25 protein-coding genes and 1 tRNA gene are annotated in these 23570 nt (G+C 37.9%); 11 read left to right on the top strand and 15 right to left on the bottom strand.

Features of this window, described 5'->3' with window-relative positions; translation table 11 throughout:
* Positions 1-274: 274 nt before the first annotated feature.
* From bshB1 to B4Z90_RS09500, 3 genes are all read right to left on the bottom strand, one after another.
* Positions 275-1006 (bottom strand): bacillithiol biosynthesis deacetylase BshB1, encoded by a 732-nt coding sequence (gene bshB1 / locus B4Z90_RS09510; protein ID WP_046673378.1) that lies wholly within the window; start codon positions 1004-1006, stop codon positions 275-277.
* A gap of 167 nt (positions 1007-1173) precedes the next feature.
* Positions 1174-1665, bottom strand: a complete 492-nt coding sequence (locus B4Z90_RS09505; RefSeq protein ID WP_070564142.1) for a glutathione peroxidase — start codon at positions 1663-1665, stop codon at positions 1174-1176.
* Positions 1666-1684: 19 nt separating this feature from the next.
* The gene (locus B4Z90_RS09500) at positions 1685-2317 is read right to left on the bottom strand and encodes a DUF4294 domain-containing protein (protein WP_286802052.1); all 633 of its coding nucleotides are present in this window, start codon (positions 2315-2317) and stop codon (positions 1685-1687) included.
* A 151-nt stretch (positions 2318-2468) separates the two neighbouring features.
* Here B4Z90_RS09500 and B4Z90_RS09495 point away from each other — a divergent pair, with 151 nt between their 5' ends.
* The 6 genes from B4Z90_RS09495 to B4Z90_RS09470 all read left to right on the top strand — a co-directional run bounded on the left by B4Z90_RS09495 (position 2469) and on the right by B4Z90_RS09470 (position 9516).
* Positions 2469-4688 carry a RelA/SpoT family protein gene (locus B4Z90_RS09495; protein WP_286802050.1) on the top strand — a complete coding sequence of 740 codons (2220 nt, stop codon included), beginning with the start codon at positions 2469-2471 and terminating at the stop codon, positions 4686-4688.
* Between the two features lie 110 nt (positions 4689-4798).
* Positions 4799-5290: a Fur family transcriptional regulator gene (locus B4Z90_RS09490; RefSeq protein WP_286802049.1), complete on the top strand. Its 492-nt coding sequence runs from the start codon at positions 4799-4801 to the stop codon at positions 5288-5290.
* Between the two features lie 127 nt (positions 5291-5417).
* The gene (locus tag B4Z90_RS09485) at positions 5418-6695 is read left to right on the top strand and encodes an adenylosuccinate synthase (protein WP_070564133.1); all 1278 of its coding nucleotides are present in this window, start codon (positions 5418-5420) and stop codon (positions 6693-6695) included.
* Positions 6696-6698: 3 nt separating this feature from the next.
* Complete coding sequence (locus tag B4Z90_RS09480; RefSeq protein ID WP_286802048.1) at positions 6699-7985, top strand: anthranilate synthase component I family protein; 1287 nt, start codon at positions 6699-6701, stop codon at positions 7983-7985.
* 61 nt (positions 7986-8046) lie between these two features.
* Positions 8047-8712: a TatD family hydrolase gene (locus tag B4Z90_RS09475; protein WP_046673372.1), complete on the top strand. Its 666-nt coding sequence runs from the start codon at positions 8047-8049 to the stop codon at positions 8710-8712.
* Positions 8713-8790: 78 nt separating this feature from the next.
* A complete protein-coding gene (locus B4Z90_RS09470; RefSeq protein WP_286751888.1) occupies positions 8791-9516 on the top strand; it encodes a tRNA threonylcarbamoyladenosine dehydratase in 726 nt (241 codons plus the stop codon).
* A gap of 77 nt (positions 9517-9593) precedes the next feature.
* Here B4Z90_RS09470 and B4Z90_RS09465 read toward each other — a convergent pair whose 3' ends face one another.
* Both B4Z90_RS09465 and B4Z90_RS09460 read right to left on the bottom strand, forming a co-directional pair.
* Positions 9594-10106, bottom strand: a complete 513-nt coding sequence (locus tag B4Z90_RS09465) for a BON domain-containing protein (protein WP_159332942.1) — start codon at positions 10104-10106, stop codon at positions 9594-9596.
* Between the two features lie 74 nt (positions 10107-10180).
* Positions 10181-10681, bottom strand: coding sequence for a 3-oxoacyl-ACP synthase (locus B4Z90_RS09460; RefSeq protein ID WP_286802046.1), 501 nt, complete (start codon positions 10679-10681; stop codon positions 10181-10183).
* A gap of 114 nt (positions 10682-10795) precedes the next feature.
* Here B4Z90_RS09460 and B4Z90_RS09455 point away from each other — a divergent pair.
* From B4Z90_RS09455 to B4Z90_RS09445, 3 genes are all read left to right on the top strand, one after another.
* Positions 10796-10883 (top strand) — tRNA-Ser (locus B4Z90_RS09455).
* A gap of 489 nt (positions 10884-11372) precedes the next feature.
* Positions 11373-11585, top strand: coding sequence for a hypothetical protein (locus tag B4Z90_RS09450; RefSeq protein WP_046673369.1), 213 nt, complete (start codon positions 11373-11375; stop codon positions 11583-11585).
* Between the two features lie 2 nt (positions 11586-11587).
* Entirely contained in the window at positions 11588-12133 is a 546-nt protein-coding gene (locus B4Z90_RS09445) for a hypothetical protein (protein WP_286802044.1), read from the top strand.
* A gap of 229 nt (positions 12134-12362) precedes the next feature.
* Here B4Z90_RS09445 and B4Z90_RS09440 read toward each other — a convergent pair whose 3' ends face one another.
* Entirely contained in the window at positions 12363-12506 is a 144-nt protein-coding gene (locus B4Z90_RS09440) for a hypothetical protein (protein ID WP_159332943.1), read from the bottom strand.
* Positions 12507-12583: 77 nt separating this feature from the next.
* Between B4Z90_RS09440 and B4Z90_RS09435 the strand changes: the two genes are divergently transcribed.
* The gene (locus B4Z90_RS09435; RefSeq protein ID WP_070564113.1) at positions 12584-13081 is read left to right on the top strand and encodes a GNAT family N-acetyltransferase; all 498 of its coding nucleotides are present in this window, start codon (positions 12584-12586) and stop codon (positions 13079-13081) included.
* Positions 13082-13191: 110 nt separating this feature from the next.
* Here B4Z90_RS09435 and B4Z90_RS09430 read toward each other — a convergent pair whose 3' ends face one another.
* On the bottom strand, positions 13192-14349 hold the full coding sequence (locus B4Z90_RS09430) for a TlpA disulfide reductase family protein (protein WP_070564110.1): 1158 nt from the start codon (positions 14347-14349) through the stop codon (positions 13192-13194).
* A 242-nt stretch (positions 14350-14591) separates the two neighbouring features.
* Between B4Z90_RS09430 and B4Z90_RS09425 the strand changes: the two genes are divergently transcribed.
* Complete coding sequence (locus B4Z90_RS09425; protein WP_286751894.1) at positions 14592-15317, top strand: DUF6090 family protein; 726 nt, start codon at positions 14592-14594, stop codon at positions 15315-15317.
* 113 nt (positions 15318-15430) lie between these two features.
* Here the strand turns inward: B4Z90_RS09425 and B4Z90_RS09420 are convergent, their stop codons facing one another.
* The 8 genes from B4Z90_RS09420 to B4Z90_RS09385 form a co-directional block, all read right to left on the bottom strand.
* On the bottom strand, positions 15431-15898 hold the full coding sequence (locus B4Z90_RS09420) for a GNAT family N-acetyltransferase (RefSeq protein ID WP_286751895.1): 468 nt from the start codon (positions 15896-15898) through the stop codon (positions 15431-15433).
* Positions 15899-16075: 177 nt separating this feature from the next.
* Positions 16076-17071 carry a hypothetical protein gene (locus B4Z90_RS09415; protein WP_286802042.1) on the bottom strand — a complete coding sequence of 332 codons (996 nt, stop codon included), beginning with the start codon at positions 17069-17071 and terminating at the stop codon, positions 16076-16078.
* Between the two features lie 80 nt (positions 17072-17151).
* Positions 17152-18354, bottom strand: coding sequence for a S41 family peptidase (locus tag B4Z90_RS09410; RefSeq protein ID WP_286802041.1), 1203 nt, complete (start codon positions 18352-18354; stop codon positions 17152-17154).
* Positions 18355-18516: 162 nt separating this feature from the next.
* Entirely contained in the window at positions 18517-19248 is a 732-nt protein-coding gene (locus B4Z90_RS09405) for a hypothetical protein (RefSeq protein WP_286802040.1), read from the bottom strand.
* Positions 19249-19257: 9 nt separating this feature from the next.
* Positions 19258-19980, bottom strand: coding sequence for a hypothetical protein (locus tag B4Z90_RS09400; protein WP_286802039.1), 723 nt, complete (start codon positions 19978-19980; stop codon positions 19258-19260).
* Positions 19981-20378: 398 nt separating this feature from the next.
* The gene (locus tag B4Z90_RS09395) at positions 20379-22106 is read right to left on the bottom strand and encodes an amidohydrolase (RefSeq protein WP_286802038.1); all 1728 of its coding nucleotides are present in this window, start codon (positions 22104-22106) and stop codon (positions 20379-20381) included.
* A 111-nt stretch (positions 22107-22217) separates the two neighbouring features.
* A complete protein-coding gene (locus B4Z90_RS09390) occupies positions 22218-22919 on the bottom strand; it encodes an HAD family hydrolase (protein ID WP_286767204.1) in 702 nt (233 codons plus the stop codon).
* 26 nt (positions 22920-22945) lie between these two features.
* Positions 22946-23434, bottom strand: a complete 489-nt coding sequence (locus tag B4Z90_RS09385; protein WP_286751901.1) for an NUDIX hydrolase — start codon at positions 23432-23434, stop codon at positions 22946-22948.
* Positions 23435-23570 lie beyond the last annotated feature (136 nt).

Genomic DNA, 23570 nt, shown 5'->3' with positions numbered 1-23570 from the left:
TATCTACGCTGGATGAAGTTTATGAGAAAGCAATAAGGATTGGCTGATAAAAAGAATAAGCCAAAGGCTTAATTTCTACTGTGGGATATCTTCCCTATAATTGTGAAGACGATTGCTTTGTTGGGATAAACATTAGCAAAATCAGCATATGACCGATATTGTTTCCATCAAATCAGTCCGTAACTTCGTTTAAGAAATTATGCGGGAGCATTCAGGTTTAAAATAGGAATACTCCCGCATTTATTTTATCATGGTATCAGATAGACTCTATTTCCTACTTCAGGTGGAATAAATCATCAACGCCAAGTATCTTCTTGGAAGTAAATCCTTCAGCATATTTCGCTTGGATATATCGTCCAAATTCTCGGGCTCTGGCAGCAGTTGATTCCATGAAATCCGGATTGGAAATGTAGGTTTGTGGTTCATCAGGATTTACGTTTTCTCCTGTGTAAAATTGAGTTTTATAGGCTAAAACGGATTTTTCTTTAACATGGTAATAATCTGTTATATCGATAACAACATCTGGTTTTATATAATAATCCTGTACAAATTGCAGTACCAATCGGGGGCGGTGGGCCTCCTGAGGAACATTGTCCTGATCAAAAGTTTCCACTCTTCTCAAGCCAGCAAGAAAGCAAGCTTCACTGACCATCTGCCCCGCTCTTCCATGGTCCGGGTGGCGGTCTGTGATGGCATTTGTAATAATAATTTCGGGTTGATATTTGCGGATAGCTCTTATTACTGCCATTTTCTCTCTTTCGGCATTTTCAAAAAAACCATCTCTTAAGCCCAGGTTCTCTCTAGCGGCCAGTCCTAGGATTTCGGCAGCATCTTTCGCTTCCTGAGCCCTGGTTTCTGCTGTGCCGCGTGTGCCAAGCTCGCCTTGAGTCAAATCAACAATTCCAACCTTTTTTCCTTCAGCAACATATTTTGCCATTACTCCACCTGCGCCTAATTCAGCATCATCAGGATGTACAGCAATGATAAGTAGATCTAATTTTAACATATGATATCTCTCTTTTTATTTGGCTCTTCAATGACAAATCATTCCATTTAATCAACGAACAATTTTACTGAGATGCTATAGACAGCTTCAATATACTATTGTTCCTGAGTCGATATACGATTAAATTGACGTTGTGAAAGCCGCGGCAAAGGTAAGCAGTTTATGGGTTACTCTTGTAAAAGACGCTCGATATTGCGGCAAATTTTACTTGATAATGGCGAAGTAGTCGGATAATAGAAATCAATGACCTCTCCTTTTTTGTTTATCAGGTATTTGTGAAAATTCCAGGAAGGTTTACTGTTAATATGTCCATTCTGATCTTTGCTTGAAAGAAAACTGTATAAGGGTGTTGTGTATTCGCCGATAACGTGGCTACGCTTAAAAATAGGGAAACTCACCTGTTGATTGATCCGGCAGAATGTCTCTAGCGTACCACCGGTTAATGGTTCCTGGTTACGAAAATTATTTGCCGGAAATGCCAGGATTTCGAAACCTTGGTCTTTATATCTTTGGTAGAGTTTTTCGAGCGATTTAAATTGTCTGGTAAAGAGGCATTGACTAGCAGTATTGACGATGAGTAAAACTTTACCTTCAAAATCAGCGAGAGATTTTTTTTTACCATTAAACTGAAGTGCGTCAAAGTCGTATACTGTTTTCATCTGGTTTTAGTTTGATTGGTCACATGACAGGTTGGGGTCTCGATTTCTCAAATTCCCTAATGATATTTTCAATGGCAAAGTCTTCTTTTGGGTCATAAGTTGACTTTAGGTTGTGACCGAATATTTTCGCGACTCCCTGATAAAAAAAAGCGGAAATCCCACCCTTCTTTTCCTTTACCATTTCATAGCCGGTATGTCCTGTATAACGATCGATCAATTTAATGAGTATTTTGCCTTGGGAAATAGTCATATTTTTGATTTCTCGGTCAAACATCTGTTTTACGTCACTTTCACATTTTTCAACCAATGCTTTATGTTCCTTCTTGTCCGAAGTCAGCGCTAGGTCTCTGTCAAGTTGATCATATCTTTTTTGCGCATAGATTGCATAAGGAAGAACCTTGAGGACATTTCTTCTAAAGCGGAGATATTCTCTTCGTGCTTCTTCACTTGACCAGGTCCTTTTGGCCACAACAGTGACCTGTGGAATCGGAAACCAGGGTAATACCTCTCCGTTTGCCAAGGTTGTTGTCATATAACTGTTTACGGTCTCCTGTGCCCCCTCTCCATACAAAGGAAGAGTGAGTGATTGAGACTGCGCCCATCCGGACAGAGTCGCTGTGAGGAATAGCAAACAAAATAATATCGTCTTCATTTGGGCAATTATATAACGCTTTTTAATTTGTCAATGCTATAATATTTTGGTAGATTTATTACAAAATAGTTAGCTTGAAAATTAGTATTCAAGAATACAATAACTAAATTACACAAATTTACTCAAAAAACATCATTTACCTGCAACGTTTATGAAAGATTATGTGATTGATATTGAAGCAGAAAACAAAGAGATAAGGAAACGTTACCGAGCATTGTTACGCGCCTGTAAACCAACTTTACAACGCGGGGACAAGCAAGAGATCCGCAAGGCATTTGATTTGGCGTTGGATAGTCATAAAGAGATGCGACGTAAATCAGGGGAGCCTTACATCTATCACCCAATTGCTGTTGCCCAAATTGCTGCTGAAGAGATTGGCTTAGGGACGACATCTATTGTATGCGCCTTGCTCCATGATGTAGTTGAAGATACCAATGTTACTCTGGATGAAATTGAAGAAATGTTTGGTAAGAAAGTTCGCCGAATTATCGATGGGCTTACCAAAATTTCAGGAATTTTCGATCCAAACAGCTCTATGCAAGCGGAGAACTTTAGGAAAATGTTGCTCACATTGGCCGACGATGTTCGTGTAATTCTCATTAAATTGGCAGATAGGCTCCACAATATGCGCACCATGGAATTTATGGCCAGGGATAAGCAGCTGAAAATTGCTTCAGAGACAAGCTACCTTTATGCGCCATTGGCACATCGTCTTGGGCTGTATGCGATAAAATCCGAATTGGAAGATCTCTCGATGAAATTTACTGATCCGGATACCTATAAATTTATCGCTAGAAAACTGAATGAGAAAAAAGCTGAGCGTGAAAAATTTATAGGCGATTTTATTGGTCCAATCAAAGAGATATTGGACGAACAGGGTATTAAGGCGTCCGTATTTGGGCGACCTAAATCAATCCATTCTATTTGGAATAAGATGCGAAAAAAATCGATTCCTTTTGAGGAGGTTTATGATTTGTTTGCTATACGTATTGTAATAGATGCTGTGGATGAGAAAGAAAAGACAGAATGTTGGAAAGTTTATTCTATTGTCACTGATTTGTACCGTCCTAACCCCGACCGTCTTCGGGATTGGATCTCCTCTCCGAAAGGAAATGGTTATGAGTCCTTACACACTACGGTGATGGGGCCTAAAGGGCAATGGGTAGAAGTTCAGATTCGAACCAAACGGATGAATGAAATTGCCGAAAAAGGATTTGCAGCACATTGGAAGTACAAAGAATCAAATTCAGATTCTGGCTTGGATCAATGGATCAAAAAAGTACGTGACGTCTTAAGCAGTCCAGATCAGAATGCGATGGATTTTGTGGATGATTTTAAGATGAATCTCTTCTCCGATGAGATTTTTATATTCACCCCCAAAGGAACACTGATTCAACTCCCCAACAATGCCACTGCTTTAGATTTTGCCTTTGAGATTCACTCTGATATCGGTGCAAGTTGTATTGGCGCCAAAGTAAATCACAAACTTGTTCCTTTAAGCCATATTTTGCAAAATGGGGATCAGGTAGAGATTATTACATCAAGCAAGCAGTCACCTAAAGAGGATTGGTTGAATTTTGTTGTGACTGCGAAAGCCAAATCCAAAATCAGATCTTCTCTAAAAGAAGAAAAGAGAAGAGTAGCGGAAGATGGGAAAGAAATTTTGGAACGTAAGTTGAAATCGCTAAAAGTTACTTACAATACGGATAATATTAACAAAATTGCCAACTTTTTAAAATATCCCAGTTCGCAGGACCTTTTCTATAATGTTGCCAAGGGCATTGTTGATATCAGGCAACTGAGAGAATATGTTGCGCATGAGAAAGCGGTTGAAATTAATGTAAGTTCTTCATCAGGAAATCAATTTAATACCCATATAGGTGGGCTAGTTGAAAAGATAAATAAGAAAGAATTCGACACGATCTTGATCGGCGATGATATGCAGAAGGTTGATTATACTTTAGCACCCTGTTGTAATCCTATTCCTGGTGATGATGTCTTCGGTTTTTTGACAGTTAATGATGGTATAAAAATTCACCGTACGAGCTGTCCAAATGCCTCCAAGCTGATGGCAAATTATGGCTATAGAATTTTAAAAGCACGCTGGGCTTCTACAAAGGATTCTGCATTTTTGACAGGTTTACATATCGTTGGCATAGATGATGTAGGATTAGTAAATAAACTTACAACTGTTATTTCTCAAGAATTTGCTGTTAATATTCGATCCTTATCAATTTCAAGTAACGAAGGTATTTTTGATGGTAATATTATGGTGTATGTAAATGATACTGCTCAGCTTGAAAGTTTGATGAGAAATTTAAAGCAAGTTAGGGGGATAACAGGTGTCAATCGATATGAATCGGAAAATTAGTAGCCAACCGTTGGATTGAAAATTACGCTAAGGCGACTACTATTAAGCACTATTTTTAATAGAGGAAATATCAATCTTAATTGGTAAATTTGTACAAGAATATTTTTACTATGAATCAAGCTGAAAATTTTGCAACTGTAAAAAAAATCTTTGAAGCCTACTTAGAAAATAAAAATCTAAGAAAAACACCAGAGCGCTATGCGATTTTGGAAGAGATTTATTCACGTACTGATCACTTTGATGTAGAGTCTTTGTATATCCATATGAAGAACAAGAAATATCGTGTCAGTCGTGCTACAGTTTATAATACCCTAGAACTTTTGGTCTCTTGTGACTTGGTTACAAAACACCAGTTTGGAAGGAACATGGCACAATTTGAGAAGTCATATGGGTTCAAACAACACGATCACGTGATCTGTATTGAATGTAATAAGGTTGTTGAATTCTGTGATCCACGTATCAACCAAATTCAGAGTCTCATGGGAGATCTTTTAAAATTTGATATTAAGCACCACTCACTCAATTTGTATGGTGTATGTCAAGACTGTCAACTTAAGAACAAAAAAAAAGAGACCGTCGCTCACGAAGCTATTTCAAATTAATCTTATATTTTCTTAAATATAATAGTACATTTGTTCAGGAATGTTCAGGGGAAAATTCCTGAACATTTTATTTTTAAATAGAGTCTATTTTTATTAATAACATTTTAATTACTATACTTTAAAAGCTATGCAAGTTGATGTGCTTTTGGGCTTACAATGGGGTGACGAGGGTAAAGGTAAAATCGTAGACGTATTTTGTCCAAAATACGATTTAATCGCTCGTTTCCAAGGCGGCCCTAACGCCGGACACACGTTGGAATTCGATAACAAGAAATTCGTACTCAACACAATTCCATCTGGTATCTTCAATGAAGGTACACTAAATCTTATTGGTAATGGTGTCGTTATCGATCCGATTATCTTAAAAAGAGAGTTAGACAACCTGAAGACAGCTGGTTTTGATCCGGTGGGTAAAGGCAATTTAGTTTTAGCGCGAAAAGCACACCTTATCCTGCCTACACACCAATTATTGGATGCTGCCTCAGAATCAAAAATGGGTGCAGGAAAAATTGGATCCACTTTGAAAGGTATCGGTCCAACTTACATGGATAAAACCGGTAGAAATGGTTTACGTGTAGGTGATACGACACTTCCGGATTTTCAAGAGCGTTACCAAAAGTTGAAAGAAAAACACCTAAGCATTCTTTCGCACTATGGTGAGATACCTGATTTCAGTGAAAAAGAGAAGGCATTTTTAGATGCTATCGAATTCATTAAATCTATCCCACATGTGGATTCAGAGCATTTGGTGAATCAATATCTGAAAGAAGGCAAACGTGTGTTGGCTGAGGGCGCGCAAGGTACGCTGTTGGATGTTGATTTTGGTTCTTATCCATTTGTAACTTCATCGAATACCACAACAGCCGGAGCTTGTACAGGCCTAGGTATTGCACCAAATAAAATCGGCAAGGTATATGGTATCTTTAAAGCTTATGCGACTCGTGTAGGTGGTGGTCCCTTCCCTACTGAACTTCACGATGAAACTGGCGAAAAATTACGTCAATTAGGTCATGAATTTGGAGCAACTACTGGTCGTGCTCGCCGTACAGGTTGGATTGATATTCCTGCCTTGAAATATGCTATTATGCTTAATGGCGTAACAGACTTGATTATGATGAAGGCCGACGTTTTGGATACCTTCGACAAAATTTATGCATGTACACATTATAAATATAATGGTGAAGTGATTGATTATATGCCTTATGAAATCATCACACATCAAGCCGAACCTATCTTGGAAGAAATTGATGGGTGGAAACAAGATTTGACTGGTATAACGTCTGAACAGGAGATACCTGAAGCATTAAAAAATTACATTTCTTATTTAGAGAAAGCTCTTGAAGTACCTATCACAATCCTATCGGTAGGTCCTGATCGTAAACAAACATTAGCTTTATCAAAATAAACTATGCGGATCGAAAGTTTTGATCTTCTCGATTCTAAAGATAAATTTCATCAAAAAGCCCTGCATTGGTCGGGGCAATTTGATGAAATTTCTTTCTTTAATAGTAATGGGATGTCCGATCAATGGGGAAGATATGAGCAAGTTTTGGCTGTCAAGGCATTATTCTCCTTCCGTGCAAATGAAAATGTATTTGATCAGCTCGATACATTTTTGAATTTACATCAATCTCAGTTTATCCCTGGATTTCTATCCTACGACCTCAAGAATGAGATAGAGGAATTACAGACAACGGGAAAGGATCAGCTCGAATTTCCGGAAGCTTATTTCTTCGTGCCAGCGATTACGCTCCGATGGACGGCAAATCAAGTGCATATAGAGGCTGAAGATCCAGTTAAAATCTATCAAGCTATTTCCGAAACGAAGATTCCTTTAGCAGCTCCAATCGTAGTGCAAGTACAATCGCGTTGGACAAAAAGTGAGTACGTCAAAGCATTTGAAGATGTGCAAGCGCATATTCAACGTGGAGACATTTATGAAGTTAACCTTTGTCAGGAATTTTATGCGGAGAACGCCGACATCTCGCCGCTCGAAGTTTATCATCAATTGAATTGCCTATCACCTACCCCATTTAGTTCGTTCTTCAGAGTAGGAGATCATTTTATCATGTGTGCTTCTCCGGAGCGATTTTTAGCGAAAAGGCAGGGAAAGCTGATTTCTCAACCGATTAAAGGGACAGCTAGAAGAGGAACAAGCCCGGAAGAGGACCGACAGATTATAGCTGATATGTTGCGGTCAAAAAAGGAGATTGCTGAAAATGTGATGATCGTTGATTTGGTGCGTAATGACCTGACACGAAGTGCTCTTCCTGGCACGGTTGAGGCTACTCGCCTTTTTGAGATTCAATCCTTCGAACAAGTGCATCAAATGATTTCTACTATTACCTGCATGCAAGACCCAGAAGTCGCCAATGTGGATGTATTTAGAAATACCTTTCCTGCAGGTTCGATGACAGGTGCTCCCAAAATTGCAGCTATGCAAATTTGCGATCAGCTTGAAGCTCGAAAGAGAGGTATCTATGCAGGGTCTATCGGATACTTTGACACTGTACATGATGAGTTCGATTTTAATGTTGTCATCCGCTCACTGCTGTATAATAAACAAAAACGGTACCTTTCCTTTCATACTGGAGGGGCGGTCACCAATCAGGCAGCTGCAGATCAGGAGTATCAAGAATGCCTTTTGAAAGCTTCAGCCATCCTTGAAGCCCTAGATGCAAGATTGGAAGAATAAAACTATACTAATTTTGTAGAGAATATTTTTTGCTTCAAGTATTTTTTCGACCTTTGTCCCATTGGTACCACAAGTTCCTTATATCGATCTACATACTCATCGGAATTATCCGATCAAAGAGCGCGCGATTCTCTCGGTGAAGAATATCGCATTGAATCATGCCGAAGAAATCACTGAAACAGATTGCTCCATAGGGTTACATCCATGGTATATAGACGGGAATTCTGAACTTGCTTTAGCCTTAATGAAAGGAGGATTAAAGCAGGATCAAGTTTTGGCGATAGGCGAATGCGGTTTGGATAAAAATATTGCCATTCCCCTCATCCAGCAGCAGCAGGTCTTTGATCGACAGGTTCAACTGGCTCAAGTTTATCGAAAACCGTTGATTATTCATTGTGTTCGAGCTTTTCAGGAGATTGTCGGTTGTTTAAAAAAAGTGAATTTTAACGAAGCTGTTGTTTTCCATGGCTATCGGAAAAATTGGACACTAGCTCGGCAATTAATTGATCAGGGGTACTATCTTTCAATAGGTGGACATTGTTTAAATGGAAGCCAAGACGAGCTTTTGGAAAATATTTCACTCAGTCAATTGTTTCTAGAAACGGATACAGATACGACCGTAGAAATTACTACGCTTTATCAATACGTAGCTCGGATCAGATCGATCGAGTTGGAGGAGCTAAAGCGGGCTTTATACCAAAATTATAAGAAAGTATTTAATAAGTGAGGCCATCATAGTCTGTTTATTCACGTTGTCGGATAGCTATAAGGTTTCATGAAAATATAAAAAAACAAATTTAGATAGATGAAAGATTTAAGTTGGCTGTCACGTACCGAAGCATTGATAGGTCGATCAGCGGTTGAAAAATTGGCAAATTCACATGTGATGGTTTTGGGATTAGGTGGTGTTGGATCCTTTGCTGCAGAATTTATATGCCGAGCGGGAGTTGGGAAAATGACCATTATCGATGGAGACACAGTGGATCCGTCTAACCGTAATAGACAATTGCCTGCCTTGGCAACTAATCATGGTGAAGCAAAAGCTGAAATTATGCGGGAAAGATTGTTGGCCATTAATCCTGAGTTGGATTTAACCGTAATACAAGATTTTATCATTCCAGAAAAGATACCCGCTTTATTAGAATTGGCGCCAGATTATTGTGTGGAAGCCATTGATAGTATTACACCGAAACTATTTTTCATTCGGAGGGCGTTAGAAGCCAATATACCATTTGTGAGTTCAATGGGTGCCGGTGGCAAAGTGGATCCAACAAAAATAAAAATTGCTGATATCGGTAAATCTTATAATTGTAAGTTGGCCCAACATATCCGTAAGAAATTGCGCAAACATGGTATACGTGATGGAGTGAAAGTGGCATTTTCAACCGAACTTCCAAACAAGGATTCATTATTGTATACCGATGGGAGTAATTTTAAAAAGTCCGCTTATGGCACCATGTCCTATTTACCTGCGGCTTTTGGTGGGGCGATAGCTTCTGTTGCTATACGAGATTTAATAGAAAATGCTTAACTTAGGTATTAAATAAACATATGAAGAAATGAAAGAAGCTGCCTGCCAATTGACGGGTAGCTTCTTTTTTTCTTAGGCTATCGGCTTGTGACCCCTTTTATATCAATACCTTTGGGCTTGATATGTTCCAATCGTTTCTTGAGTGTATCTATTTTTGATTTTTCAAGATTACCCGTTGCAATTATAATCCCTTCTTTAACCTGTGCTGTAATGGTCGGAAAATCTTCCAGAACAAGGTTAACATCTCGTGTTAAGGTAGAATCTATCGCGCCGCCCAAAATTTCGTGATATTTTTCACGGGCATCTTCTGGTTCAGGAAGATTTACGACAATATTGTTGTGAATGGATTTGATATCCTCTCCTCCGGCTAGCTTTGTTTTGTTTTCTATGTCCTGCTTGAGAGAGTCTGAACCTATTTGTCCATTCAAGGTTACATTACCCTCTTCGACATCGACTCCGATGCCCGCAGTAGTTTCCAACGCTGTTTCGATTTTTGATCTTAGTTTTTCGTCCGACTCGGGCGATCTACAAGAGTGAATAAATAGTGCAGCACCAAGCAAGAAGATTAAAAGTAAACTATTGAATTTCATGTCATTCTTTGTTTCTGTACTAAATAAGAACAGATGCGTCGGCATATTGTTTAATTTTTCGGTATTTTCATCACCTAGTAAATTGCAATAACTTTTTGATTAACGTTATTAAAAACAAAACTATCACCTATTTTTTTCCCGATAAGTAGTTGTCCAATTGGAGATGCAGGCGAGATAACGAAGATATTATTGGTCCCTATTTTTACAGCTCCGATACTTGTGGCGATCAAATATAGTCCAACATTGGTTTGAACAAGTGTTCCTAATATGACGACATCAATTACATCATTTGATAATGATTCTATACTGATCAGTTGCTGCAGATCTTTATTGGCTTCCACGAGTTGTTTCTGGTAGCGATTAATGTCCTGTTGGATCATTTCACGTGACGTCTCATATTTGTCTCCAGCACTACTTTTTGTATCGTCATTACTTGAATCCCGTGCGGTTTCCAAAGCAGATTCTATCATTGTAATTCGTTCCTTGGTGCGTTTTAGCGCTATCTCAAGGACCTCCCCTTTTATGTCGAAATAATTATTTGTCATTCCGAAAAATAAGGAATAAGTTTTATTCATTAAAAAATAAAAACAATAGGCTTAGGCTCAATAGAATATAATAAATTGGATGGTAAATAATACGAATAAGGTTGCAATAAATTAAAAAATTACTACATTTGTGCACTGAAACACGGAAAGGTGTCAGAGTGGTCGAATGAGCAGTCCTGGAAAGACTGTATACGGGATGACTGTATCGAGGGTTCGAATCCCTCCCTTTCCGCAAAACGAACCGTTTTTAACACTGTTAAAAACGGTTTTTCTGTTTTAAGTATTATACCAGCACCAAAAACAGCACCAAATTCAAACCAAAGGAGGAAACGTTTTATGAGAACTTCATCTTACAAAATCCCACGTGTAATAAGAGCCAAATCCGGTGACTGGAGAGTCGTTTATGAATACGAGATTCTGAGCTAGATTAATGAGTTCGAAAGTTTTACATTATCGCTCTACATTTTGTTAGTTGTCTAAATTTTACCTTAAGATATTCAAGTAGGCACATAACTTTACCTATGAACTGTATAATTCTTTCGTAGGCTTTCTTGATCAAGAGAATTAACAACATCAGTCAATTTTTATTAATGGATCTTGTTGCCAATCAAAAGTCAATTCATCAAATTATTGGCGTTTTTTATATTAATATTTTTTTATAATATATTAATATATGTTTATATTTAATTAATCGTACAAGCTAATGTTAATTAAGTTTTAAATGAAAAGGATAATTCAAGAAGAAGAACTTGTCAAAACTGGAAAGATGAAAAAAGATCCGCTCACTATGTCTGCGGATGAAAAGATACAATGGAGGCAAGAATTGCAAAAGAGCATTCGTTCCTATTTATTTTCTCGCGAACAGCCATTGGTTTATAACAAGGATGGGCAAATGGTTGAAGAGCATCGCGATGGCACGATTCAAAGTATTTGATCATGGCGAAAATATATGTGATAACCGGTCCCCCTTACATTGGGAAAAGTACTTGTGGTCAGTATTTCATCCCAGAAGGGATTAAGATACTTGACCCAAATCTCTTTGTTCAAAGCTATGCTGAACTAGGTTTAAAAGATGGATATCGGAGATTTGAGGAACAGCTGTTGGGGCTGCTGAGTCATGACGAAGATTTTGCTGTTGAGGTCAATATCGTTAATAAGGTGCATCTTCAAATGCTACAAGACATTAAAGCCTTGTATCCTGAAAATAAGATTGAAATGATCTTTTTTTACACCGATAATATGTACATATGCCAAGCGAGGTCTAAGGCTAAGAAAAATAGTAGTTGCGACTCCGACCCTGACAAAATAACCCGTTCATATATTCATACCATGCCGCTTGTGAAAAGACATCTAAATCTCTTTTCCTCTGTTAAGGGGGTGGATATAAGCGAAAACCACATAGTACCTGAAACTGTGTTTAAATACCAAGATAATGCTTTAGGAATCGAGGTATCTACATCTCTCCCCGTATGGGCTCAGTGAAGGAACATCATACCCACTTAAATTTCGATAAAAGGAGAAGTCTAAATTTAAAGGCTCTTGACCTGACCAACTTCTACCTTTGTTCGGCTTTTCCTCAGCTGGACTTTGAGTTGGCTTTGATGAAAACTTTCATATTCATACTTACTGCAGTTCCAAATGGTTGATCTTTTTAAGCGATAGATATTATTACTACCACAACGATTATAATAACTTTGGCCTATTATAATCATTATTTTAGTACAATATCTTTTATGCGGGCAAGACCCTCGGATGAATCTCTAAAGATGATCTTGCCATCTCGGTCAATGACAATATAGGTTGGAAAGATATAAACGCCCAATTCGAAGACGATAGAATTTGTTTTTTGCTTCATATCCACATATACCTGAGGCGAGTTTAAACAATAGTGTATTTATTACTATATTTGGGAATAAACCGAACTAAAAAAGCATGGATGCCCTCAACTTTCAACTTACACTTAGACCGACAGTATACACGGATTTAGAAACACATTATCAGTTTCAGCTTGATGAAGAAGCAAATTATCTCGCCGCATTTACCTCAAGTACTTCTTCAGACAAAGAAGCTTACCTTGAGAAATATGCTAAATTTCTCAATGAGCCAAGTATAAACAATCAAACGATTCTGGTTGATGGGACAATTGTAGGAAGTATTGCGAAGTTTGTTATTGATGGTGATGCTGAGATCACTTATTGGATTGACCGGAAATTCTGGGGACGTGGAATTGCAACAAAGGCGCTTAAAGAACTTCTTTCATTTGAAACAAGCCGTCCGATTTATGGGCGTGTCGCTTTCGATAATATCGGTTCTCAAAAAGTACTGGAAAATTGTGGTTTTGTTAAGGTTGGTACAGACCGAGGTTTTGCTAATGCACGCCAAATCGAAATCGAGGAATTTATTTACAGATTAGATGAATCAGTGATTTGATCAGCCTATTTATTACCAGCTTTCTTCTTAGTACATTTTGCATTTACGTTCCGGGCCTAACAAGAATACTCCAGTCTTAATACGGCTTATCGGACACACTACTAAACGCACTATTTATGATCGTCTTTATCGGAAAAGATCGCCTTTAACTTTTCTTCTAAATCTTTTCCCCTGAGGTCGCGGTATATAATTTTTCCTGTGGGATCCAATAAGAAGCTTGCTGGTATGGAATTTATGCCATAACGTTTTGCTGCTTGGCTATCCCAACCTTTTAAATCAGATACTTGTGGCCAACTGAGCTTATCATCTGCAATTGCTTTCATCCATTGTTCGCGTTGAGCCGCCTTGTCCAGGGATACTCCTAAGATCTCGAATCCCGAATCTTTGTATTTATTGTAAAGCGCTACAAGATTTGGATTTTCCTCACGGCATGGTCCACACCAACTAGCCCAAAAGTCTACTAATAGATACTTTCCTCGGAATTCAGTTAGTTTTAGACTCGTACCCATTTGCGTTTGTAGTTCAAGATCGGGGGCAATCTGTCCAACTTTCGTCCTGATCGACGATTCTAATTGCATGGGTATCTCTTTGGCCAAAGGGTAGCTTCTGAGCTCCTCCGCTAAACCGCTGTATATCCCTTTAACCTCTTCTATAAATTTCTCCTGTCCAGCAACAAAGGATAAACTGATTAAACTAAGGTAAGACGATGGATGTTGGCGAGCAAATGCTAAATGAACGCTATACAGGTCATCCATTAATCCCTTTTCCCGATCAATAAAAGCTTCCCGTACTTTGGGATCGCTCTGTTGATTAGCTGAAAGTGCATAAAATTCTTTATTAAGTGCTGTAAATTTATCATCTACAACGCTTCGCATTTTTTTTAAAGCATCTTGGTCGAGATTAATTTGAGACCCGCTAATTACAATGTTCTTCAAGGAGTCGCTTGCTCGCATTTCCATAGTCACAGGCTCAAGGTAAAAACGAAAAAAATCCATTTGCTCGTTGCGAGCTGGTCTATTTACATATGGATTTTTATTGAGATATAACGATGATGAAACAGGATAGTCTACGGTTCCCGAAAATGAAAAATTTCCTCCTCTGGAAAAAGTGGAATCCACGACAGACTTACCTTCTATTTCGTAGATCAAAAATACTTTAGCACCATCCTGCAGTGGGGGTATTGTGCCATTAATTTGATAGCGATTTTGCCCACAAACGAGGAAAGGAAGCGTAAGAGCCACTACTAGCAATCCTGCCCGAATTCTCATAATATAAAGTCTATTTTCAGTTAATTTACGAACCTAAATATACGGAATTTTTCTGTTCTAAACCAGTCACTATTTAGTATAATCCATGGTATATACCCGATAAAACAATTTGACAGGTGTTTTCTGCCATAAAAGAGGTAATAGATAAGTTATTAATTTGTGTGTTTTACCAAACTTTTGCATCTTTGCGTATTAGCACCAATATTTAACAAATCACCTTTATATTAACTTAAAGCTGTAAAATGCAAGACGAGATCATTAAGCACACGAAGAAAATTTATAAAACCGCAAAGGAGCCAAAGCATAGTCTCACCGAAAAATTGAAAGAAATATCCATTGAGATCTTCATTATCGTTTTTGCAGTATCACTTTCGATATGGCTTCACGGTTGGAGTGAGCATAGGCATGAACAACAAGAAGTAAAAGAATTTTTGGAGGACCTAAAAGTCGATCTCGAAAAAGATGTCCACGACTTAGAAAAGCAAAATTCCTACCTAACGAACACAGCGGAAGGATGTAAATTTTACGGGGAATTAAACCAACAAAAAATTGATAGCTTGGTGAAAGTCAACCCAAATGACCGTATTAAGATGAACCTTAATCCGATCTTTAAGATCAGAAATACTGGAAATTATGAAGGATTTCGATCTAGTGGAAAAATCGGTCTCATTAAGGATCGAAAATTAAAAACAGGAATTTTGGAATATTATCAAACCGTAGTACCATCAAAAGACGATTGGCAAACCTACTATAACTCATTGGTTTTTAATCTCGCAGATGAGCTGGTATCCGTTCCCAATGCAAATATCAATCCTGATTTAATGTACAAAGCAATTAACGCATCGCCAAAAGTAAAAGGGATTCTTATCAATGCAGCATCTCAAGCAAATATGATTATTCAGCTGAATGATCAGGTGATTAAATCTGCCAAAGAAATCATTGCCGAAATTGAGCATAACAACGAATAAATCGGTTTAAAATGAGTGTGTAATGCCTTACCAATAAAAAAAAGACTTCTTTTAAAGTTTTAAAAGAAGTCTTTTTTACTTGTTATAGATATTATCTCATTGGATTTTCACTATTATCTGTCATCGATTTCCATACGCATTTCCAGAAGATTTGGTTTAAATCCTGCCTTTGCATAGGCTTTTATTGCACTGGTATTTTCTTCATAAACCTGAAGTCTTACTTCCGAGATATTTCTTTCTTTTGCCCAATCGATCAATCGGTGTAAAATCATCTTGTTGATACCCTGACCTCGATATTCTGGCCTAACGTACATAAAACCAAGATAAGCATACTTTTCATACTTTTGATAAGGTTTTGCATCCAATAATTTCGCATATCCTGATCCGACAAGTTGATCGTCAACAACTGCGACAAGGACTTCAGCCTCCCTAGACTTGATCAATTCGAGGAGATCATAATAATGAATTTCGCCTGGCTTTAATGTGTTATCAAAAGGTCGTTCCGCTTCAACGATCCCTTGTTCAAACTCAATTAACACATTGATTTCGCTTTCTTTTGCTTGTCTGATGATTATTTCCATAATTAATATTCTGCGTCTATTATTCCGCCTTTTTCGGGCTATATCCACTGCTGGCAAACTACAAATCGCATAGCAACTGTAGTATTATTTTCATATTTTAAGTTCTAATTAGAAGGAACTTCGGAGCCTTTTTCACCTTTTCTACAAGTTACATATTTATCACTTATAACGGAGGGGCTACTTATCAAGAATATGGAACTCTCGTTTTTCCAATAATCCATTTTTGTATAGTTCAGTATAAATCAACGGTCCTCTTTTTCTTGTGTTGATTATTGGTTCCCCCGTTTCTTCATTATATTCCTGCAATAATTTATAATACTTCCATTTGCCATCAGGAAGCCCTCCTTTATACCTTGCTTCCAAGTACGTATACGAATCTGTAAATGATGGATATTCTTGTAAGTCCACAAACCGATTTGTTTTAAATTCGATCCATTTTCCTTCTTTATGGTGATTTTTAATTGAGCCCTGTTCTTCATCTGTTTTATATAATCCATTCTGATCATAGTATCTGACAAATGTTCCGTTGCTTAAGAGCTGAAATTGATAAACAGGTTTTTGCCTAAAGGGATTCTCATTAAATTCATAATCCCGCAATGAGATTATAAAATTTTTATCGATATAGAATAGTGTATAGTCTGTGAATCCCATTTCTCCCTCATGATGAAGATAAATTCTTCTTATATCAACCGGCTTCCCATTCTTTACTGAAATTAAATATATTTTTTCTATGAATGGTTCACTATAGCGGACAGCGTTATAAATGGCCAGAAAATGAAGCGAATAATCCCCATAACGGAGGAAATTGGAGGCAAGTTTAATCTGATTATATTCTTTGCCGATATCTTGCTCAAATGGAAAAGAAACATCATATGCTTCGGGTATCGTTACGAGATTGTTTTTGATTGATTGATCAAATTTTAATGCATAGCGATTTCCTAAACCACGGTGATCTTGCATAGCCGACAATACGGAATCGACAGGTAGTTGTTTTGAAATATTTGAATACCCAAATGGAGGCGTTATACAATTCCTTTTATCCGTATTAAAAAAGGTAGATCCTTCAACTGATGCAGGTATATTTAAATTCTTATATCCGGTTTGTGCTTTGCTGTAGTTGGAAACAAGTACAAGCACAAGAAGGATAAAGGTTTTATTAATTTTACTAAACATATACTCTTTAGTTGTTCACATTGATCCTAACATTGCTCCATGAGTTTTCAGGCAAACTGAGCCATCATCTCCTATCTAACCTACCAAGCTATCTCCTTCGCTTTTTTTAATGTTTCTTCGATATTTTCACACAAAATCTTGGGAATAAAATCCTCTCTTGGCATTCCGTTGATATGATACAATCTTTCCGTTGGGAATTGGAATCCAATTTTTGTTTCTGTGAGACGGAAGTTTGAAATTGCGCCTAATAGCCCGGCCATAGGTGTGCCAATAACTGTCGCTCTATCAAGCGCGTCAAAACCTATAGCTATCCCTTCGCCCATACTTCCTGTCCAGTGTCCCACGAGGATATACACATTACCCTTGAAGATTTCCTTACGTGGACTTACATACTCTACCCAATGTCGTTTTGTGTCATAATCCTTCTCATCAAATTCGTGAATTTGATAAGGTAGAACTTTATTGACAAACCGCCCCATAATGGCCCTCGCAACCGTTGAATTTCCACCGCTAGGAGTTTCAGTCAAATCCAAAATAAGGTTTTTATTAGAAATCAAACTGTCAAGCGTCTTATCAAATTCAGCGATCAAGTTATTATTTCCCAGTGAATTATTGATTTTGATATAGGCTGTGTTTCCATTTATAATTTTATAATACAACAATTCATTCCGATTGCCATAGCTTACCGGTTCAAATGTTTTACGTTCGCCGTTTTCAACGACAGTAATCACGCGTTTCTTATCATGAGTTCCCGCAAAAAGCATATCTAAAGCATACTGATACATCTTTGGACTGTAATGACCTGTAAATCGAGGTAAGAAACTTTTTAACTGTTCATCGATTGCTTTTCCGTTGAAAAGAGTTACTTGCATACCAATTTTTAACCCAGCTAAATCTGCACCAAAACCTTTTCTTAAGTCTTTTATTAAATATTTGTTTCCATTTTTTTCGACACGTAGGTCGGACCATGATGGAATTATCCTGTTTGATGTATTAAGATTTGTGCTTAACGACGAATGTCCATTGTACAGCTCATTCAACGTATTTTCAAGCAACTGAATAAACTCGTTGTCATTTGTAACTTTTTCTACTTGTGAAGAATAAATTTCTTTGACTTTATTCCAGTCGATATTTTGCCTTTCTAAATAAGCATAATGTTTATTGATATCAGACCAAAACTCATAAAAATCCTTTTGGTATTTGGTTTGGGCGAAAATATTATTCTTTGTTAAAAATAAGAATACTATAGTAAAAATTGCTTTAGTCAATAGGCTTAATTTCATTGTTGTGTTCTTGAAGTGGTATTTCATTGGTCCAACCATAGCAAAAATAATAAAACCGGTGTTAAAATACTGAATCTTTTGAAAGCATTACTTTTTTCGTAATCTCTTTGTATAGATTTATAACTTGGAAAATCCTGGTGTTGTGATTCAGCAATTAAGCTGTTAACATCCCATTGGAGTTTTGATAATGATTAATTTGGTAACTTTTTTACCGTTATCTTTAAGACGACATGCGATCCGTAAGAAATAACGGCTTATACCGACTGCTGATGGATATTCAGATGGCGATTTTACTTTAGTCAAAAGTTTAAACCATTCTTCACCACACTGCTCTTTTACTTTTTGTTTCAACTCGTCCATAGATACGCTGGGAAAGGTCCGATGATCCTGATCAGTATATTCTTCACTTAGAAAAAGGCCATTCCCATTTTGTTTTAAAGGCTTCCAGTCTGAGTTAAAATGTTTCCATTCGGTAAGATCACAATGGGGACCTTCATTCATAATAGTTACGCTGGTTTCATAGCGTTGTTCCACCTTCAAGTCACGGACCTGATCACTTAAAATAGAAATATAAGTTCCCTCGATGCTTTCCCCGACTTCTGCTTCGATTTCTACGGTATCACGTTGTAGTCGATCCATCCTTTCTGGATCAAAAATGGCCATACCTTGAATCGAAACGACAAATTCATTGAATTTTATGGATGTTGTAGTCTTAACCTCATTCGTGGTATGTGAGGCGGGGACCGTATCTATCTGCTGCCTGGATATCACTACTTCTCCGTCAATAGGATGTTCTGATTGCTTAACATCCCGTTTTTGTAGGGGTACGCTAGGATTGTTACAAGAGCAAATTGCAGCAACAGTTAGCATGATGATATTTTGTTGTATGTTCATCTCTATACCTTAGTTTGTATTTTCTTTGCTTAACCGGGCAGTGTAGTACGCAAACTGCTTCATATTTTCATTGGCAACTTTTTTAAGCGTATAAGCTTTTATGATAATCGTCGTGCTATCGATCCATCTGATGTTTTCCACCGCCCAATTGTCCGTTTCAAAACTGTTGTATTCGGAAAGTTTGATCCGGAAAGGAGCCTTTTCTTTGCGGACAGCAAGTACCCCTATAAAGCAACTATTCGCAGCAAAGGCCTCATTATAATAATAAGCAAGAAAATCTCCGTTTGGAGATGAAATTGGTATTTCAACTGCACCGTCGCCGACTGAAGCAATTGTATGTTGACTACCGTTGATGCTATCGAGTAAAACTAAATCGCTAAAACCTAATGATTCAGCAACATGATTGCTTACGAGAATATGCATTTTCAGTTTGGGAAGATAGCCTTTATACGCCCAACCCTTAAATCCATCACCATAACCGGCTGAAAAACTATATTTCCTGAACTTTAGCTTGCCTTTGCCTGTAGGAATCACAAAGCTTTTCCGTTCAACAGCAGGAGTTTTATTGATAATGTTGGAGCTAAATGCTTTATGATAGTCTTCTGGTGTAGCTGCTTTGATTACTAATTTGGGAAGGCTATCATAGCGATCTCCATAACCTACTGTCAAATTTGGTGTAGATTGACCGTAAACAAGGTTTATCGAAAAAAGAAATATCAATAGCGATTTCATAATTATTTCTGGATTTTAGTAAAAACAGGATTCCATCTAAGATAACCCTCCCTGCGTTGCATGATGAAATAGATCTATTGTTTGTTCAAAAGTGACATCATGAATCGATCATCGTGTAAAGATAGGCCACAAGCCGCAAAAGTTTAAGACCATTTAATATTTGCATGTGGCGATTTATTATTCGCTATTTCTTTAAAGGATGAAGACTTGACGCTGTTGTATTACTATACAACTCTTCTGTTTTATCCCAACATTTGATCCTCTTGAAAACGATGACTTCGACTCATCGTCACTAGTCCAGCAGAGTGGCAACTAACAGTACAATAGTGGGTTTTTCCAAACAATCGCGAATCAAAATGAGTTTACAATGCTGTTTTATTATGGGATTGACAGATGGATCAATTTCGCTTAAAGACGGTATTCCCTTCTTTGATTGTTTCAATTACTTTGATGTCCCGTAATTTTTGGGGATTAATTGTTAATGGATTTTGATCCAAAATAACCAAATCAGCTAGTTTTCCTTTTTTAAGAGACCCTTTATCTTTTTCTTCCTGATACTGATAGGCGGCGTTGATGGTAATTGCTTTGAGCGCGTCCCTGACATCAATACGTTCATCTGGCCCCAACAACATTCCCGAACGTGTCGTCCGATTGACTGCAGCATACACCCCGGTCAATAGATCTGGAGGTGTTACTGGGCTATCATGATGGATGGTAAACAGTATTCCCGCTTTTTTTGCCGACTGAGCTGGACTAATAAACGCCGCACGTTTGGGACCAAAAACACTTTGATAGTGCCAATCTCCCCATAAGTAAACATGGGATGAAAAATAGGAAGGAATAACACCGATATCTTTTATCTTGGCGATATGATCGGGGCGGCTGTTCTGCACATGTATCAAGGTTGCCCTAAGCTCAGGCTTATAAATTCCTTCGGCTTTCAATCTGCCGATCACACGAAGTGCCTGATCAATAGCCGCATCGCCATTAACATGTAGTTGTGCCGTAATATGATTTGAAAACACTGTTTTTAAATCATTGTAGAGGGTCTGGTCCGAAAAGATTGGAAAGCCTTTGTAATCTGCCAGTTGTCCTTCTGGTGGAATCAGGTATGGTTCTGTCAACCAAGCTGTCTTCCCCTGAGGCGAACCATCATCAGAAAATTTAAATCCACCAAATTTCAAACGCTTTTCGTATTTCATGTAACTGGGTTTAAAGGATTTCCATTCGGCTTTGTTTGCTTCAAAATCCGGAAAATAAACCACATCTGCCTTTAGAAGATTTTTCGAAGCTGCTTCCTTCAACAGGCCAACCCCCACTCCCATCGAACGTCCGTCACAGATTGTTGTCTGCCCATAACTAAGCCATTCGTCTTGCGCTTTGACAAAATCTTTTAGGGATTGAGATAGCTCATTTTTGGCCTGTTGAGGCTTGGGAATCATATTCGTCAACTTCACCAGTGCGGCAAAAGAGGCATTTTCTTCTAGTTTGCCGTTTAGTCGATTATCAGGGCTTCGGCCGTAATGTCCCCCCTCCGGGTCTTTCACATTTTCGGTAATACCTAATAACTTCAACATCGCACTATTGGCAACACTTGCATGACCAGAAGCATGAATGACAATAATCGGATTTGTCGTACTGATCGCATCCAATTCCTGACGAGTCGGATGGCGATGCTCACGCATGATAGCATCATCGTAACCATTTCCTAATACAGGAACAGACGCGCCTAATTTTGTTCGCTTAATAACTGATAATATAGTCTTTTGAAGATCTGGTATTGAATTAACGGTACCATATGGACTTGGCGATAAATCTATTGCCTGTTCCATTCCTGCTCTTGAAGTGATATGGCCATGGGCATCAATAAAGCCAGGCAGTAAAGTTTTTCCCTTCAAATCGATCTGTTTCGTGTTTTCCCCTACATAGGGGCCCGCTTCTTTCCGGCTACCGACGAAAAGAATTTTCCCGCCTTTTACTACTAACGCATCTACCTGGGGAAAATCATCTTCCATCGTAATAATATTTCCACCAAAATAGAACGTATCGCCTTTTTGCTGACTGCTCTTACAGCTTAAAATAAAAAAGGGTAAAAGGATAATTAGATATTTCGTAATTATTGCCATGTGAGAGGTTAACTGTACTGATGAATAACAACAGAATACAGTTAATTGTTTCGCAGCTCTTTGCTGGGGAACAGTCGGTGGAAAAATGCGCATCTAGATGTGCATTTTCGATTAAAGCAGAATCGGTAGCAGTTGATCTAGACTTTCTACCTGCAGGAAATTGCTTGGTTTAACCTCATCACAAGCTTGCTCATGTGTCCAAGTCACATGGTAAGGGACATGTATTGCCTGTCCCCCCAATGCCAAAACAGGCAGAACATCGGAGTTAATTGAATTTCCGATCATGATAAAATTTTCAGCGGGGCATTCAATTTTTCTTAATAATTTTGAGTAATCGTCATTTTTCTTGTTACTCATAATTTCCACATGATGGAAGTACTTTTGGAGACCCGAATTTTTCAGCTTTCTTTCCTGATCCAAAAGATCGCCTTTTGTGGCTACGATTAGCTTATAATGTGCACTCAGCCTTACCAACGTATCTTCAACACCTTCCAATAATTCAATCGGCATCTTTAATAAATCTTGTCCAATCGCTATGATTTTGTTTATTGTCTTCAGCGATAACTGTCCTGCCGAAATACGGCTGGCAGTCTCTATCATACAAAGAATAAAGCCTTTCACACCATACCCATAGAGGGACAGGTTATTCATTTCTGTTTCAAATAATTCTTTTGATACTGCATGCTGTGGAAGATAATTTTCTAACAGTGCACAAAAATCATGTTCTGCTTTTTGAAAATATGGTTCGTTTACCCATAATGTATCATCTGCATCGAATGCGATGACTTTAATGGCAGTTTTATTGATAATCATTCTAATTTTAATTCAATTTAAGTAGTTTACTTGATCTTGATGCCATTATATTGTTCCCATAACCCGGTCAAGTTTAGGTCTGAATCATATACGGCATTAAAAGCAAACAGTTTTCCCTTAGCCACATAATCATAAATATAAAGATCGGTTAAAGGGGTCGGAATAGATTCCAGTTCGTCTGCAGCGATCCATTCGAGGTCACCCTCATTACAATAGGGGGCCTCTACATATTCGATATCGGATACATATACATAGCTGATCCAATTGTAATTGATCGGTGATGTTTCGGTTAACATGCCACAAAATTGTTTTGACGTGATATGGATCCCTGTTTCTTCCATGACTTCACGAACTACCGCATCATCCGGGTTTTCAAATGGGTCTAATTTCCCACCAACGGGAACATACATATCTTTATTGGGTTCTTTAAGGCGCTTTAGCAATAGAAACTTATCTTTATTTCTTAATATACATAGTGTGGCTACACGCTTCAAACCTGTCACTTCAGTGCTCATTTCTTTTCTGTTTGTAACAAAAATAGAAAATGTTGCGAGAGTCTTCAAGCATTTTAGCGAATTCATTCAGTCTATCTCTTATCAGTAAAGACTTGCATATCTATTGCATCGGCATAAGTCACCTTGGCGATCACTT

Source organism: Sphingobacterium sp. UBA5639 (assembly GCF_002421245.1).
GTDB lineage: Bacteria > Bacteroidota > Bacteroidia > Sphingobacteriales > Sphingobacteriaceae > Sphingobacterium > Sphingobacterium multivorum.
Note: the sequence above shows the minus strand (reverse complement) of the source record. Positions and strands in the feature narration are given on the sequence as shown.